Source organism: Pantoea sp. ICBG 985 (assembly GCF_002928365.1).
GTDB lineage: Bacteria > Pseudomonadota > Gammaproteobacteria > Enterobacterales > Enterobacteriaceae > Pantoea > Pantoea dispersa.
In genome coordinates this window covers 883875-898080 of record NZ_POWM01000001.1, presented here as the reverse complement: position 1 = coordinate 898080, position 14206 = coordinate 883875, and the positions used below count along the sequence as shown (strand labels likewise).

The following is a 14206-nucleotide window of genomic DNA, read 5'->3' as shown; positions in this document are numbered from 1 at the left end:
GGGTCAGAATTTTTCTGCGCGGCGGCGGCGGGTCAGGCCCGTCGCCGCCCGGTGGTCAGATCACGCCGCAGGCCAGACGCGCCCCGCCACCGCCAAGCGGTTGCGGATGGTCAGCATGGTTATCGCCGCCGACGTGCACCATCAACGCTTTGCCTTTGATCTCGCTCAGCGATTTCAGACGGGGCGCCACCACGGGATAGCTGGCTTTGCCGTCGTCGGTGACATACAGCGCGGGCAAATCGCCGAGGTGACCGTCAGCGTACGGACCGAGGTGCTTGCCGCTGTTGTGCGGATCGAGGTGACCGCCCGCCGCGCCGGCCGCCACGGTTTTGCCGGCGGATTCGCCGGGCTCACAGCTGCCTTTGGCGTGAACGTGAAAGCCGTGAATGCCGGGTTTCAGCCCGCTCAGCGCCGGCGCGAACTGCAGGCCATACGGGGTTTCGCTGATGGTCACCTTACCGATCGACTCACCGATACCCTGCGCCGTCACCTGATGCAGCGTCACGTCTTCTGACGCCGCGTGTGCACCGGCAGCACACACCAGCGTCAGCACGGCCATAATGGTTTTTTTCATAACGTCTCCTTACGGTTCAGATTCCCTCTAAGCCTGGACCGCTTTTGCCCAGGCTGCCGTAGTTTGACGCAGATTTACGCTTCAGGGCACATCGTAGCCGAGCGCCGCCTTGCGAATACGGAACCACTGCTGGCGATCCAGCGTCAGTTCACAGGCTTTCACTGCATCGCTGACGCGCGCGGTTTTACCGGAACCGATAATCGGCAGCGGACGACTGGGCAGCTTCATTACCCAGGCATACACCACCTGCTCGATATTGCTGGCACCGATCTCCTGACGCACCTGTTCCAGCTCATCGCGCAGCGGCTGGTAGTGCGGATCGTTAAACAGGCGGCCGCCACCGAGGCACGACCACGCCATCGGGCGCATACGCGTCTGCTGGCACTGGTCGAGCGTGCCGTCGAGCAGCGCTGACTGCTCCAGCGGTGAGATTTCCAGCTGGTTGGTAACCAGGCTAAACGGCAGGCGGGATTGCAGCAGCGTGAACTGCGCAGCGGTAAAGTTGGAGACGCCAAAATAACGCACCTTGCCGCTCTGATGCAGCTGCAGGAAGGCTTCAGCGATTTCATCCGCATCCATTAACGGATCCGGACGGTGAATCAACAGCAGATCGAGATAATCGGTGGCAAAGTGGCGCAGCGAATTTTCCGCACTGTGCAGGATGTGGCTGGCTTCGGTGATGTAGTGACCGATTTTATGTTCCGGTTTCGCGCGGGTGGCAATGCCGCACTTGGTGACGATTTGCAGTTGCTGACGCAGCTGCGGTGCCAGGCGCAGCGCTTCGCCGAACGCGGCTTCACAGCGATAGTCGCCGTAGATGTCGGCGTGGTCAACGGTGGTGATGCCCAATGCCAGATGATGCTCAATAAACTGCACCAGCTGCTGCGGCGTCATGCCCCACTCCATCAGCCGCCAGTAACCGGCGATCAGCGGCGAAAAAGCGGGTCCCTGCGGGGCAATAGCGTGCGGTTGTAACATGGTTAAACTCCCTTCTGCGCAATAGCGAAAGCGCGAGTATAACCAAATGCGCAGGTCGCGTTTTCTTAAAACAGCTCCGGTTGCTGTGGATCAGGATTTTCATCCACTTTTTGCTGACGCTGCAGGCGCAACAGGCGCTGACGACACAGGCGCAGCACCTCGCGTTTTTGCGCATCGCTGAATTTCATCCAGTTGAAGCGCTCCTCCCGGCTGCGCAGACAGCCACGGCAATAGCCGCGCGCATCGCTCTGGCAGATACCGCGACAGGGGCTCGGAACCGGAAAAAACTCTAATTGCTCAGCCACATCACCTCCGCAATGAACCTATCCACTCTTATTGATAACAGCTTAGTGACATAGTGCAAGGCATAAACCGTTATTACTGGTACTGTACACGGCGACAACCACGCCAGCTTCCGACACCGTGGCAATAGTCAGGGAATCAATCAGGTAAGGAGACGCGGTTAAGGTTTTCCTCATCTTCAATTCATACGATTGTCATATTCCGTTATTCCGATGAGTCTCCATGAAACCGATCTCTAAGTTACAGTGTCACGACAACAGTTTTAATTTACTGGCCGCGTTGTTCTTTGCCTTTGTTCTCAATGCCCTGTTTTTATTGCGCGCGTGGGAAATTATCCCCTACACACGCGTGCATGATTACCTGTTCGCCGCCAGCATGCCGGTGGTGCTGGTCGCGGCGTTTTATCTGCTTTTCTCGCTACTGGCCTGGCCGTGGTTACGCAAACCACTGCTGATTGTGCTGATTCTCGCCAGCGCCGCCGCCAACTACTTTATGCACAGCTTTGGTACGGTCATCGACACCAACATGATCGAAAACGTGTTTGAGTCGAATGCGCAGGAAACCGGCGCGCTGATGAGCCGCAACTATGTCATCTGGATGCTGCTGATGGGCATTCTTCCGGTCGCGCTGGTGTGCAGCGTCCGTATCAGCAATCGCCAGCGCTGGTGGTGGAACCTGCTGCAGCGCCTCGCCAGTGCGCTCGGTGCCGTACTGGTGATTCTGCTGATGGCTGTGCTGTTCTACAAAGACTACGCTTCGCTGATCCGCAATAACAAAGGCCTGGTGAAGATGATCACCCCTGCCAATATTGTCAGTGGCACCGGCCATTATGTCGATCAGCGTTATCTGCAGGGCAGCCAGGCGCTGGTGAAGATTGGCGAAGATGCGAAGAAAGGACCGCTAATCACCGCCGGGCCGAAGAAGACGCTGGTGGTGCTGGTGGTGGGCGAAACTGCGCGCGCGGAGAACTTCTCCCTCGGCGGCTATGCGCGCGACACCAACCCACAGCTGAAAAAGCAGCAGGTGATTTATTATCCCAACGCCAGCTCTTGCGGCACGGAAACCGCCATTTCGGTGCCGTGCATGTTCTCGAATATGCCACGCGAGCATTATGACGCGAACCTCGCCCATCATCAGGAAGGCGTACTGGATGTGCTGGCCCATGCCGGAGTCAGCGTGCTGTGGCGCGAAAACGACGGCGGCTGCAAGGGTGCCTGTGACCGCGTGCCGCATACCGATATGACGCAGTGGCAGCTGCCACAATACTGCCACGATGGCTTCTGCCTCGATGACGTCTTGCTGCATCGCTTTGATAATTATGTCGACAGCCTGCACAATGACGGCATCATCGTACTGCACCAGATGGGCAGCCACGGTCCGGCTTACTTTAAGCGCTATCCGGCCGCGTTCCAGCGCTTTACGCCCACCTGCGACAGTAATCAGATACAGGATTGCGATCACCAGGCGTTGGTCAACACCTACGATAACTCGCTGCTGTATACCGACGATATGCTGAGTCGTACCATCGATAAGCTGAAAGGCCTGAGCGATCGCTTTAACGTGGCGTTGGTGTACCTGTCCGACCATGGCGAATCGCTGGGCGAACACGGCATGTATCTGCACGGTGCGCCGTACCTGTTTGCGCCGTCGCAGCAGACGCACATCCCGCTGCTGCTGTGGATGTCGCCGGGCTACGCCGCGGCGTATCACATTGATCAGGCCTGTCTGCGCCAGCAGGCGACAGAGACAGCGGTGTCGCAGGATAATCTGTTCCACACGGTGCTCGGCCTGTTCAACATCCAGACGCAGCAGTATCAGCCACAGCTGGATATGATCAAATCGTGCCAGAATCGCGCCTGAGGATTGCATTAGACCGACTGGTCTAATACTCTGCCTGCCATGAACAAGACAGTGCAACGCAACGAAACCCGTGAACATCTGCTCGCCACCGGCGAGCAGGTCTGCCTGCAGCGCGGTTTCACCGGCATGGGGTTGAGCGAAATGCTGGCGCTGGCGGAAGTGCCGAAAGGCTCGTTTTATCACTACTTCCGCTCAAAAGAAGCGTTCGGTGTGGCGCTGCTGGAGCGCTATTTCGTCAACTATCAGCAGCAGGTTGAACAGCAGCTGACCCAGCCCGGCGTTACTGCACGCAAACGCTTACTGCAGCATTTTCGCTACGCGGAACGGCTGTTTATTGAGCAGGGTCACATCGTCGGCTGTCTGGGCGTTAAGCTTTCCGGCGAAGTGTGCGATCTGTCAGAGCCGATGCGCGATGCGCTGCAGCGCGGGGCTACGGCCATCACGGCCGCTTACGCACGTTGTCTGACGGAGGTCGCAGCCGAACAGCCGCTGCCCTATGGGCAAAGCCCGCAGCAGCTGGCGCAACGCTGTTATCTGCTGTGGCTGGGAGCCAGCCTGCAGAGCAAGATTTCACGTGAGCCCGGGCCGATTAGCCTGGCGCTCGACACCATCGAACAGTGGCTTAATCACCGCTGATTTTTAAAAACGGCAATTTCTAGACGACCGGTCTATTACAGGAGTCATCATGGCGAGTAAACAGCTGTTCACCCCGCTGAAAGTGGGCGCGATTACCGTACCTAACCGTGTATTTATGGCGCCGCTGACGCGTCTGCGCAGCATTGAACCGGGCGATATTCCTACCCCGCTGATGGCGGAGTATTATCAGCAGCGCGCCAGCGCGGGTCTGATCATTACCGAAGCCACCCAGGTTTCGTTCCAGGCGAAAGGCTACGCCGGTGCGCCGGGTTTGCACACCGCGGAGCAGATTGCTGCGTGGAAAATGATTAACGAAGGCATTCACGCCGCGCACGGTCACAGCGCCGTTCAGCTGTGGCACACCGGCCGCATCTCGCATAATAGCGTGCAGCCGGATGGCAAAGCGCCGGTTGCACCGTCCGCGATCGCCGCAGGCACTCGTACCTCGCTTCGCGCCGCCGACGGCAGCGTATACCGCGAAGATACCTCCATGCCGCGTGAACTGAGCGTGGCAGAAATTCAGCAGATCGTTAAAGACTTCGGTCAGGCGGCAGCGAATGCGCGCGACGCCGATTTTGACCTGCTGGAACTGCACTCTGCGCACGGCTATCTGATGCATCAGTTCCTCGCACCCGGTTCTAACCAGCGTACCGATGAATACGGCGGTTCGATTGAGAAGCGCGGCCGTTTCGCGCTGGAAGTGGTCGATGCGGCGATTGCTAACTGGTCAGCCGATCGCATTGGTATTCGTATCTCACCAATCGGCGCCTTCCAGAATCTGGAAAACGGTCCGGATGAAGAAGAAGCGGCACTGTGGTATATCAGCGAACTGGGCAAGCGCGGCCTCGCCTACCTGCACCTGTCTGAGCCAGACTGGGCGGGCGGTAAGCCTTACACCGATGAGTTCCGTCAGAAAGTGCGTGCCGCCTTCCCGGGCGTGATTATCGGTGCCGGTGCCTACACCGTGGAAAAAGCGGACGATCTGATTGCGCGTGGCCTGATTGACGCGGTGGCCTTTGGCCGTGACTTCATCGCCAACCCGGATCTGGTAGCACGCCTGCAGCAGGATGCACCGCTTAACCCGCAGCGCCCGGAGAGCTTCTACGGCGGCGGCGCGGAAGGTTACACCGACTACCCGACACTGTAAGTCAAACGCGGCCGCAGCGGATGTGCGGCCGCGTGCTTTCTTCAGGGCATTCCCTCGCTATACTAAGCGGGTTCCCTGATGACTTTTAAAAAGAGGATGTTATGCGTTTACTTCACACTATGTTACGCGTTGGCGATTTGCAGCGCTCCATCGATTTTTACACCCGCGTGCTGGGCATGCGCGTGCTGCGTCAGAGCGAAAACACCGAATACAAATACACCCTGGCTTTCGTGGGTTACACCGAAGAGAGCGAAGGTGCGGTCATTGAGCTGACCTACAACTGGGGCGTGGATAAATACGACCTCGGCAATGCCTACGGCCACATCGCGCTGGGCGTGGATGATGTCGCGGCGACCTGCGACCGCATCCGTCAGGCGGGCGGTAACGTCACGCGTGAAGCCGGCCCGGTCAAAGGCGGCAGCACCATCATCGCTTTCGTGGAAGATCCGGACGGCTACAAAATCGAGCTGATCGAAAACAAACACGCCGGTCACGGCCTCGGCAACTAATGCCGTTAGTCAGCCTGCTAATTTGCGGGCTGACTTCCCTCTCCTGCTGCACCCTGCGCCGATTTTTGCCATAATGCGCGCTGCCCCATTTCCTGCAATGAGATCCTGATGTCTGAATCGAACGCCTTAAACGCTCTCCATCAACGCTTCCGTGGTTTTTATCCTGTGGTGATTGACGTTGAAACCGCCGGTTTTAATGCGCAAACCGATGCGCTGCTGGAAATCGCGGCCACTACGTTAAAAATGGATGAGGATGGCTGGCTGCACCGCGATGAAACCCTGCATTTCCACGTGGAGCCGTTCGAAGGGGCGATTCTCAATCCCGAAGCGCTGGCGTTTACCGGCATCGACCCCAGTAATCCGCTGCGCGGCGCGGTGAGTGAATATGAGGCGCTGCACGCCATTTTCAAAATGGTGCGTAAAGGCACCAAAGACAGCGGCTGTAACCGGGCGATTATCGTGGCGCACAATGCCACCTTTGATCATAATTTTCTGATGGCGGCAGCAGAGCGCACCGGCATGAAGCGTAACCCATTCCACCCGTTCGCCACCTTTGACACCGCCGCGCTGAGCGGGCTGGTGCTGGGACAAACGGTACTGGCGAAGGCCTGTAAAGCGGCGGGAATAGATTTTGACAGCACTCAGGCGCACTCGGCACTGTACGATACCGAACAGACCGCCACGCTATTTTGCGAACTGGTGAATCGCTGGAAACGCCTCGGCGGCTGGCCGCTGGCGGTGAGTGAAGAGCCGGCCGAAGACGATGCCTCCGCCTGAGGCCCGTCAGACCGCAGCCAAAAAAAGGCCGACACTGCTGTCGGCCTTTTGCTTATTCTGCTTCTTTGTGCTTCTCAGCGGTCTCTTTGATCAGCGGTTGCAGTTCGCCGCGCTGGAACATCTCAACGATGATGTCACAGCCGCCGACCAGCTCGCCATCCACCCACAGCTGCGGGAAAGTTGGCCAGTTGGCGTATTTCGGTAACTCAGCGCGGATATCCGGATTTTGCAGAATGTCTACGTACGCAAAGCGCTCACCACAGGCAGACAGCGCCTGTACCGCCTGCGCAGAGAAACCGCAGCTTGGCAGTTTCGGCGAACCTTTCATGTACAGCAGGATCGGGTTTTCTGCGATCTGGCGCTGAATTTTTTCAACAGTACTCATTTTTGCCTTCCTTAATCCTTCACTTCGTGTTTGTTTATTGTAGCGACTTCGCCCCGCGACTGAAAACGGGATTTTGCCTTAGCCGGCGCATATCGCCATGTTTGTTAAGTTCGCGCGCCACGAATAACATTTTCATATCATTAATAAGCATTAATCAATTAATAATTAGCAATAATTCCGCTGGGTTAAACAGCTGAAATCGCTCATTTTTGCCCCACTTTCAGTACCGTGACAGATTAATGGAAAAAGACCTTACCTTTTGCAAAAAAAGTGGATTAGAATTGCCCCGGTGCTGATCGTCGATCAGATTTTTCTAACTTTACCGCGGTCTGGCTTCCTGCCGACGGCTTAACCTGTAACCGGACTATGCGTTTACTGATTACGCTTTTCATACTGGCTTTTGCCCAACTGTTCTTTAATGTGGCGGCGGCTTCTCCGCATGCGCCGGTTAATGCCAGTTTGCAGAAAGCGGAGAAAAAGAACGCGCGTGAAGATGAGCGTCGCAAACGACGCCCGGTGAAAACCACCAGCAAAAAGTCACGCCTGACGTCGGTGCAGAAGTTCAGGCTGAAAAAACAGCAGAAAAGCGAAACGGCTCTTCAGCACACCACGCAGCGCAAATCCTCACTCAAGCTCAGTGCGAAAAAATATGGTCATCAGCGGCTGGCGAAGAAATCGCGTGACGTTGCCGTTGATGATGAAGTGCAGCAGCTGAGCGGCATTAAAATGAGCAAGGCCCACCGCCTGCGCTATCAAAAAGCACGTGAAACCGCGATGACGAAACTGATGGGCCAGCTGGGTAAACCGTATCAGTGGGGAGGCACCTCACCGCACACCGGTTTCGACTGCAGTGGTTTAGTGTGGTACGCCTACAAAGACCTGGTGAAGTTTAAATTTCCCCGCACCGCCAATGAGATGTATCACCTGCGCGACGCCGCGCCGATCAAGCGCGAGATGCTGGAGAAAGGCGATCTGGTGTTCTTCCGCATCAACAACCGCGGCACCGCCGACCATGTCGGGGTTTATCTGGGCAATGGCAAATTCATTCAGTCTCCGCGCACCGGTAAGGACATTCAGATTAGCGCGCTGGGCGAGGATTACTGGCAGAAGCATTACGTTGGCGCACGCCGTATGATGACGCCGAAAACCGTGCGCTAACCTCAGCGTTGCGCAACAAAAAAGCCGGTGGCTGTTCAGCAGCACCGGCTTTTTTATTAATGCAGAATGGCGGTAAAGCTAAAGGCAATAATCATCAGCAGAGCAGCGGCGGTGGTGGTCAATGCCAGTTTTAAATCGGTACTCATCACAACTCCTTAGTCACACAGTTTGCATGGTTAAATAATTTTCGCACAGTGATGGGCAAAAATCTCGTGTTATCCGCCCCGGCTTGCTAGAATCGCCGCCTTTCGTTGCGCAACAGATTTAGCGCATGCTGCATTGACAGCCTGCTGAAGGATGTTTTCCTGCCCGATTAAGCAGATCAGCCCTGATATTCAGGGCGCAAAACCATTAGCAGACGCAAACGTTTAACAATATACTTATCAGTAAGTTGCGATAAGCCCAGGAGTACCATTTTCATGGCAACCATTAAAGATGTGGCGAAACGCGCCGGGGTCTCAACCACCACGGTTTCGCATGTCATCAACAAAACGCGTTTTGTCGCGGAAGAGACGCGTAACGCCGTATGGGAAGCGATTAAAGCGCTGCACTACTCACCGAGCGCGGTGGCCCGCAGCCTGAAGGTGAATCACACCAAGACGCTGGGCCTGCTGGCGACCTCCAGCGAAGCGCCCTACTTCGCCGAAATTATTGAAGCCGTGGAGAATCACTGCTTTGAGCGTGGTTACACGCTGATTCTCGGCAACGCGCATAACGATCTGCAAAAACAGCGCGCTTATCTTTCGATGATGGCGCAAAAGCGCGTCGATGGCCTGCTGGTCATGTGCTCCGAATATCCCGACGATCTGCTGCAGATGCTGGAAGAGAACCGCAATATCCCGATGGTGGTCATGGACTGGGGCGAATCGCGCGGGGACTTTACCGATACCGTGCAGGACAATGCGTTCCACGGCGGTTACCTCGCCGGACGATACCTGATTGAGCGCGGCCATCGCGATATCGGTGCCATCCCCGGCCAGATGGAACGCAACACCGGTGGCGGTCGTCATGCGGGTTTTCTGCAGGCGATGCAGGAAGCGGGCATCAGCGTCCGTCCCGAGTGGATTGTGCAGGGTGACTTCGAACCGGAGTCAGGTTATCAGGCGATGCAGCAGATTCTGAACCAGAAACAGCGCCCGACGGCGGTGTTCTGCGGCGGCGATATCATGGCGATGGGCGCGATTTGCGCGGCCGATGAGATGGGACTGCGCGTGCCGCAGGATATTTCGGTGATTGGCTATGACAATGTGCGCAACGCGCGCTACTTCACCCCGGCGCTGACAACCGTGCACCAGCCGAAAGCGCAGCTGGGGGAAAAGGCACTGGAGATGCTGCTGGACCGCATCACCAGCAAACGCGAAGAACCGCAGACCATTGAAGTGCAGCCCACGCTGATTGAGCGTCGCTCCGTGGCCGATGGCCCGTTCCGCGATTACCGCCGTTAAGCCGCCTTCTCGCTGAGCCACTCGTGGTTCAGCGTCTCCGCATCGCCCAGATATTCCAGCAACCACGCCAGCGCCGGTGACGCGCGCTGCTCAGACCAGCTGACGCAACACGGGCTGTCCGGAAACGGCTGCGGCAACGCCAGCTCCACCAGCGCGCCGCTGTCCAGCAGCGGGCGCGCCAGGTGGCCCGGCACCATGCCCACGCACAATCCGGCCTGCAGGCAATCCAGCCCGGTTTCCCACTCCGGCACCACCAGCCGCCGCTGGTTATCCAGCGTCCACGTCATGCGGCGCGGCAGCGCGCGCGACGTATCTTCCAGCACCAGCGACGGCCAGGCGCGCAGGGTTTCGTCATCCAGCTGCGGACTGTGGGCCAGCGCATGCTGCGGACTCACCACGCAGCGCCAGTTGAGCGCGCCCATATCCTGAAAGGCGAAGCGGCCGCCGACCGGAATGGCCTGGGTGGCGCCAATCGCCACATCGACACGACCATCAGCCAGCGCGTCCCATACGCCGTTAAATACTTCGTAGCTGATGATCAGCTCCATATCGGGGAAATGGCGGTAAAAATCCTTTACCAGCTGGCGGGTGCGCTGCGGTTTGACGATGCAATCTACCGCGATGCTGAGCTGACCGCGCCAGCCGTTAGCCAGCTGCTGACATTGACGGCGCGTGGCCAGCATTTTTTTGATAACAGAACGCCCTTCACGCACAAAATGTTCGCCTGCTGCCGTCAGCACCACTTCGCGATGCTGCCGCTCAAACAGCGGTACCGCCAGCCAGCCTTCCAGCTGGCGCACGGTATAGCTGATGGCAGAGGGCACGCGGTGCAGCTCCTGCGCCGCCGCGCTAAAACTGCCGGTGCGCGCTACCGCGTCCACCACTTCAAGCGCATATTCTGACCACATAATTTTCCCTTCAAAAATTTTAACAGCACCCTGCAAATATTAGCGTTTCACAAAGCCCGCTGCACCCTTTTACACTCCCCGCCGTTCAACCTGCCGAATGAGAAAAACCATGCTGTCATCCAAAGGATTTCTGCCTTACCTTGCCGTGCTGAGCATGCTCGGCTTTCTGGCCACCGATATGTATTTACCCGCCTTCGGCGCCATGCAGCGCGACTTTGCTTCCGCACCGGGCACCATCAGCGCCAGCCTGAGCCTGTTTCTGGGCGGCTTTGCCTGTGCGCAGGTGCTGTGGGGTGTGCTGTCGGACCGCTTCGGCCGTAAACCCATTCTGCTGGCGGGCCTGAGCCTGTTTGCGCTGAGCTGTCTTGCCATGCTGTGGGTAACTAACGTCTGGCTGATGCTGGCGCTGCGCTTTGTGCAGGCGGTAGGCGTATGCGCCGCGGCGGTGAGCTGGCAGGCGCTGGTGGTTGATCGCTATCCGCAGGCCAAAGCCAACAAAGTGTTTGCCACGATTATGCCGCTGGTGGCGCTGTCACCGGCGCTGGCGCCGCTGCTGGGTGCCTGGCTGATGGCCCATTTCCACTGGCGCGCCATCTTCCTCGCGCTCACGCTGGTGACGCTGGTGCTGCTGTTCGGCACGGTGAAACTGGCCAGCGCGCCGCGTGCGCGCCACGACAGCACGCCGCAGCCGGGCTGGCTGACGCTGCTGGCGACGCGTATTTACAGCGGTAACGTACTGATTTATGCCGCCTGCTCCGCCAGTTTCTTCGCCTGGCTGACCGGCTCGCCGTTTATCCTCGCCGCCGCGGGTCTGAGCCCGGCGGACATTGGCCTGAGCTATATTCCACAGACCATCGCCTTCCTGCTGGGCGGATTTGGCTGTCGCGCACTGCTGAACCGCTTTCAGGGTGCGCAGCTGCTGCCGTGGTTGCTGATGATTTACAGTCTGAGCATTCTGGGTCTGTTTGCGGTGGCGCTGATCACCACGCCGCCGCTGGTGGCTCTGCTGCTGCCGTTCTGCGGCATGGCGCTGGCCAATGGCGCGATTTACCCGATTGTGGTGTCCAGCGCCCTCGCCCCGTTCCCGCAGGCCACCGGCAAAGCGGCCGGCCTGCAGAATCTGCTGCAGCTGGGCTTATGCTTCCTCGCCAGCCTGATTGTTTCCGCCGGTCTGCAGCAGGCGCTGTTACATACCACGCTGGTCATGGTGGCGACAGTGATCCTCGCGTGGGCCGGTTTCCTGTGGCAGCGCAGCGCCAGCGCACAAAGTGATATTGCTCACGCTTCCCGTCCCTGCGAAGATAATTGCTAAGGCAACGATTATCGTTAGCAAACTAACGATAAGCCATTGAATACTGACCTGCGTGAGCATATACTCAGTGGGTCAGCATTTCTGCAACAAATCAATAACATAATGATCGTATTTTTTAGCGACACTGTCGCTGGGATGGCGTCTGCACGATATTCACCTCCGGAGTTGTGGCAGACATTTCTATTCAGATTCATACCTCTGTAATACGTCGGCTATCTGGCGCACGGATTTTCCGTGAGTTCTCTCACAGGCCTGAGGAATTTGACTATTCTTTTTCTCAGGTTCAAATCGGAAAGGTGATGGAGAAGCTATGAGTTCATCGTGTATAGAAGAAGTGAGCCTTGAAGAAAACCAATGGTTTCGTATCGCCCATGAATTACTGGAGCGGGCGGACATTCACATCAACGGCACACGTCCCTGGGATATTCAGGTCAGACATGCGGATTTTTTCAAACGGGTCCTGCAGGAAGGATCGCTGGGCCTCGGTGAAAGCTACATGGACGGCTGGTGGGAGTGTGAACGTCTGGATATGTTCTTCCACCGCGTGCTGAAACATCATCTGGATAAGCAGTTACCGCACCATTTTAAAGATACGCTGCGCATTGCTGCGGCGCGCCTCACCAATCTGCAGTCAAAGAAACGCGCCTGGATTGTTGGTAAAGAGCACTACGATCTTGGCAACGACCTGTTTTCATTGATGCTCGATCCGTTTATGCAGTACTCCTGCGGCTACTGGAAAAGCGCGGAAACGCTGGAGCAGGCACAGCAGGACAAGCTGGATATGATCTGCCGCAAGCTGCAGCTTGAGCCGGGCATGACGCTACTGGATATCGGCTGCGGCTGGGGCGGACTGGCGGAATTCGCCGCGCGTCATTACGGGGTAAAAGTGCATGGCGTGACTATCTCTGCCGAGCAGCAGAAAATGGCGCAGCAGCGCTGTGCCGGTCTTGATGTGACCATTCTGCTGCAGGATTACCGTGATTTGGACCAGCAGTTTGACCGCATCGTGTCGGTGGGCATGTTCGAACACGTCGGGCCGAAAAACTATGCCACCTACTTCAATGTGGTTGATCGTAACCTGAAACCGGAAGGCCTGTTTTTGCTGCACACCATTGGGGCGATCAGAACCGACATGAACGTCGACCCGTGGATCGATAAATACATTTTCCCCAACGGCTGTTTACCGTCGGTACGGCAGATTGCCGATGCCAGCGAATCTCACTTCATCATGGAAGACTGGCATAACTTCGGCGCGGATTATGACACCACGCTGATGGCCTGGCATGAGCGGTTCCAGGCGGCATGGCCGCAGCTGGCGGAGAAGTATGGCGAGCGTTTCAAACGGATGTTCAGCTATTACCTCAACGCCTGCGCCGGTGCGTTTCGCGCGCGGGATATTCAGCTGTGGCAGGTAGTTTTCAGCCGCGGCGCCGAAGGCGGTTTGCGCGTGGCGCGTTGATTTCCGTGCAATGCTAAAAGGCGCTTACCGCGCCTTTTTTATTCGCGATTACTCCGCGTCCGGCAGCGTTTGTGCCAACAGCGCAGCCGCGGCATCACGCTGCGCCAGCACACGTTCGACGGTGTCGACAATCGCCTGGGTATGCGGATCGATTTCGATATTGACCCGATGCCCCAGCTTCTTCGCGCCCAGCGTGGTGCGCTCCAGCGTTTCCGGGATCAGATGCACGCAGAACTTACTTTTGGTGACATCACCGACTGTCAGGCTGATACCATCGATGCCGACGAATCCTTTATGCAGAATATATTTGATCTGCTCAGCGTCCTGTAATTTAAACCACACTTCGCGGTTATTCTCTGACTGGATAATTTTACAGATTTCGGCGGTGGTCATAATATGGCCGGACATCAGGTGTCCGCCAATTTCATCGCTGAATTTCGCGGCGCGCTCAATATTCACGATGTCACCAACCTGTAATTCACCGAGGTTGGTGATGCGCAGCGTCTCTTTGATGAGATCGAAGCTGACGCGATCGCCGTCAATGGCGGTCACCGTCAGGCAGCACCCGTTGTGCGCTACCGAGGCGCCCAGCGCCAGGCCGGGCAGCAGCTCAGCAGGCAAGCGCACGGTGTGGGTGCGGAACAACTCTTTTTCTTCAATGGCGACAATTTCTGCCGTGCCCTGCACAATTCCGGTAAACATAATTTCAGCCTCTGCGAAGTTTGTGGCAGTTTATCACAGCTTGCGCCGCAAGG

General features: G+C 57.2%; 16 protein-coding genes. 9 read left to right on the top strand and 7 right to left on the bottom strand.

The window, feature by feature from the left end; all coding sequences use genetic code 11:
* Positions 1-55: 55 nt before the first annotated feature.
* The 3 genes from sodC to C1Y42_RS04425 form a co-directional block, all read right to left on the bottom strand.
* Positions 56-574 carry a superoxide dismutase family protein gene (gene sodC, locus C1Y42_RS04435; RefSeq protein ID WP_021506209.1) on the bottom strand — a complete coding sequence of 173 codons (519 nt, stop codon included), beginning with the start codon at positions 572-574 and terminating at the stop codon, positions 56-58.
* Positions 575-655: 81 nt separating this feature from the next.
* Positions 656-1552 (bottom strand): aldo/keto reductase family oxidoreductase, encoded by an 897-nt coding sequence (locus C1Y42_RS04430; protein ID WP_104092875.1) that lies wholly within the window; start codon positions 1550-1552, stop codon positions 656-658.
* A 65-nt stretch (positions 1553-1617) separates the two neighbouring features.
* Positions 1618-1857 carry a DUF1289 domain-containing protein gene (locus C1Y42_RS04425; RefSeq protein WP_021506211.1) on the bottom strand — a complete coding sequence of 80 codons (240 nt, stop codon included), beginning with the start codon at positions 1855-1857 and terminating at the stop codon, positions 1618-1620.
* Positions 1858-2077: 220 nt separating this feature from the next.
* Here C1Y42_RS04425 and eptA point away from each other — a divergent pair, with 220 nt between their 5' ends.
* From eptA to rnt, 5 genes are all read left to right on the top strand, one after another.
* A complete protein-coding gene (eptA, locus tag C1Y42_RS04420; protein WP_104092874.1) occupies positions 2078-3715 on the top strand; it encodes a phosphoethanolamine transferase EptA in 1638 nt (545 codons plus the stop codon).
* 39 nt (positions 3716-3754) lie between these two features.
* Positions 3755-4351: a TetR/AcrR family transcriptional regulator gene (locus C1Y42_RS04415; RefSeq protein WP_104092873.1), complete on the top strand. Its 597-nt coding sequence runs from the start codon at positions 3755-3757 to the stop codon at positions 4349-4351.
* Positions 4352-4400: 49 nt separating this feature from the next.
* Entirely contained in the window at positions 4401-5498 is a 1098-nt protein-coding gene (locus C1Y42_RS04410) for an alkene reductase (RefSeq protein WP_058776267.1), read from the top strand.
* A gap of 101 nt (positions 5499-5599) precedes the next feature.
* Positions 5600-6007: a lactoylglutathione lyase gene (gene gloA, locus C1Y42_RS04405; RefSeq protein WP_021314698.1), complete on the top strand. Its 408-nt coding sequence runs from the start codon at positions 5600-5602 to the stop codon at positions 6005-6007.
* Positions 6008-6115: 108 nt separating this feature from the next.
* Complete coding sequence (gene rnt, locus C1Y42_RS04400) at positions 6116-6784, top strand: ribonuclease T (protein ID WP_021506216.1); 669 nt, start codon at positions 6116-6118, stop codon at positions 6782-6784.
* A gap of 52 nt (positions 6785-6836) precedes the next feature.
* Here the strand turns inward: rnt and C1Y42_RS04395 are convergent, their stop codons facing one another.
* Positions 6837-7169, bottom strand: coding sequence for a Grx4 family monothiol glutaredoxin (locus tag C1Y42_RS04395; protein WP_021506217.1), 333 nt, complete (start codon positions 7167-7169; stop codon positions 6837-6839).
* A gap of 366 nt (positions 7170-7535) precedes the next feature.
* Between C1Y42_RS04395 and C1Y42_RS04390 the strand changes: the two genes are divergently transcribed.
* The gene (locus C1Y42_RS04390; RefSeq protein WP_021506218.1) at positions 7536-8327 is read left to right on the top strand and encodes a C40 family peptidase; all 792 of its coding nucleotides are present in this window, start codon (positions 7536-7538) and stop codon (positions 8325-8327) included.
* Positions 8328-8383: 56 nt separating this feature from the next.
* Here C1Y42_RS04390 and C1Y42_RS04385 read toward each other — a convergent pair whose 3' ends face one another.
* On the bottom strand, positions 8384-8473 hold the full coding sequence (locus tag C1Y42_RS04385) for a YnhF family membrane protein (protein WP_021506219.1): 90 nt from the start codon (positions 8471-8473) through the stop codon (positions 8384-8386).
* A gap of 273 nt (positions 8474-8746) precedes the next feature.
* Between C1Y42_RS04385 and purR the strand changes: the two genes are divergently transcribed.
* Positions 8747-9772: an HTH-type transcriptional repressor PurR gene (gene purR / locus C1Y42_RS04380; RefSeq protein ID WP_021506220.1), complete on the top strand. Its 1026-nt coding sequence runs from the start codon at positions 8747-8749 to the stop codon at positions 9770-9772.
* Here purR and punR read toward each other — a convergent pair.
* A complete protein-coding gene (punR, locus tag C1Y42_RS04375; RefSeq protein ID WP_059011034.1) occupies positions 9769-10680 on the bottom strand; it encodes a DNA-binding transcriptional activator PunR in 912 nt (303 codons plus the stop codon). The two genes, purR and punR, sit on opposite strands and share 4 nt — an antisense overlap.
* Positions 10681-10789: 109 nt before the next feature.
* Here punR and punC point away from each other — a divergent pair, with 109 nt between their 5' ends.
* A complete protein-coding gene (punC, locus tag C1Y42_RS04370; RefSeq protein WP_104092872.1) occupies positions 10790-11992 on the top strand; it encodes a purine nucleoside transporter PunC in 1203 nt (400 codons plus the stop codon).
* Between the two features lie 310 nt (positions 11993-12302).
* Complete coding sequence (gene cfa / locus C1Y42_RS04365) at positions 12303-13451, top strand: cyclopropane fatty acyl phospholipid synthase (protein ID WP_059011030.1); 1149 nt, start codon at positions 12303-12305, stop codon at positions 13449-13451.
* Between the two features lie 48 nt (positions 13452-13499).
* Here cfa and C1Y42_RS04360 read toward each other — a convergent pair whose 3' ends face one another.
* Positions 13500-14153, bottom strand: a complete 654-nt coding sequence (locus C1Y42_RS04360) for a riboflavin synthase subunit alpha (protein ID WP_104092871.1) — start codon at positions 14151-14153, stop codon at positions 13500-13502.
* Positions 14154-14206 lie beyond the last annotated feature (53 nt).

What these genes read in the sequence shown, in the direction of transcription:
- sodC (WP_021506209.1), bottom strand. Translation starts at nt 574, where the DNA reads ATGAAAAAAACCATTATGGCCGTGCTGACGCTGGTGTGTGCTGCCGGT.
- C1Y42_RS04430 (WP_104092875.1), bottom strand. Translation starts at nt 1,552, where the DNA reads ATGTTACAACCGCACGCTATTGCCCCGCAGGGACCCGCTTTTTCGCCG.
- eptA (WP_104092874.1), top strand. Translation starts at nt 2,078, where the DNA reads ATGAAACCGATCTCTAAGTTACAGTGTCACGACAACAGTTTTAATTTA.
- C1Y42_RS04415 (WP_104092873.1), top strand. Translation starts at nt 3,755, where the DNA reads ATGAACAAGACAGTGCAACGCAACGAAACCCGTGAACATCTGCTCGCC.
- C1Y42_RS04410 (WP_058776267.1), top strand. Translation starts at nt 4,401, where the DNA reads ATGGCGAGTAAACAGCTGTTCACCCCGCTGAAAGTGGGCGCGATTACC.
- gloA (WP_021314698.1), top strand. Translation starts at nt 5,600, where the DNA reads ATGCGTTTACTTCACACTATGTTACGCGTTGGCGATTTGCAGCGCTCC.
- rnt (WP_021506216.1), top strand. Translation starts at nt 6,116, where the DNA reads ATGTCTGAATCGAACGCCTTAAACGCTCTCCATCAACGCTTCCGTGGT.
- C1Y42_RS04395 (WP_021506217.1), bottom strand. Translation starts at nt 7,169, where the DNA reads ATGAGTACTGTTGAAAAAATTCAGCGCCAGATCGCAGAAAACCCGATC.
- C1Y42_RS04390 (WP_021506218.1), top strand. Translation starts at nt 7,536, where the DNA reads ATGCGTTTACTGATTACGCTTTTCATACTGGCTTTTGCCCAACTGTTC.
- C1Y42_RS04385 (WP_021506219.1), bottom strand. Translation starts at nt 8,473, where the DNA reads ATGAGTACCGATTTAAAACTGGCATTGACCACCACCGCCGCTGCTCTG.
- purR (WP_021506220.1), top strand. Translation starts at nt 8,747, where the DNA reads ATGGCAACCATTAAAGATGTGGCGAAACGCGCCGGGGTCTCAACCACC.
- punR (WP_059011034.1), bottom strand. Translation starts at nt 10,680, where the DNA reads ATGTGGTCAGAATATGCGCTTGAAGTGGTGGACGCGGTAGCGCGCACC.
- punC (WP_104092872.1), top strand. Translation starts at nt 10,790, where the DNA reads ATGCTGTCATCCAAAGGATTTCTGCCTTACCTTGCCGTGCTGAGCATG.
- cfa (WP_059011030.1), top strand. Translation starts at nt 12,303, where the DNA reads ATGAGTTCATCGTGTATAGAAGAAGTGAGCCTTGAAGAAAACCAATGG.
- C1Y42_RS04360 (WP_104092871.1), bottom strand. Translation starts at nt 14,153, where the DNA reads ATGTTTACCGGAATTGTGCAGGGCACGGCAGAAATTGTCGCCATTGAA.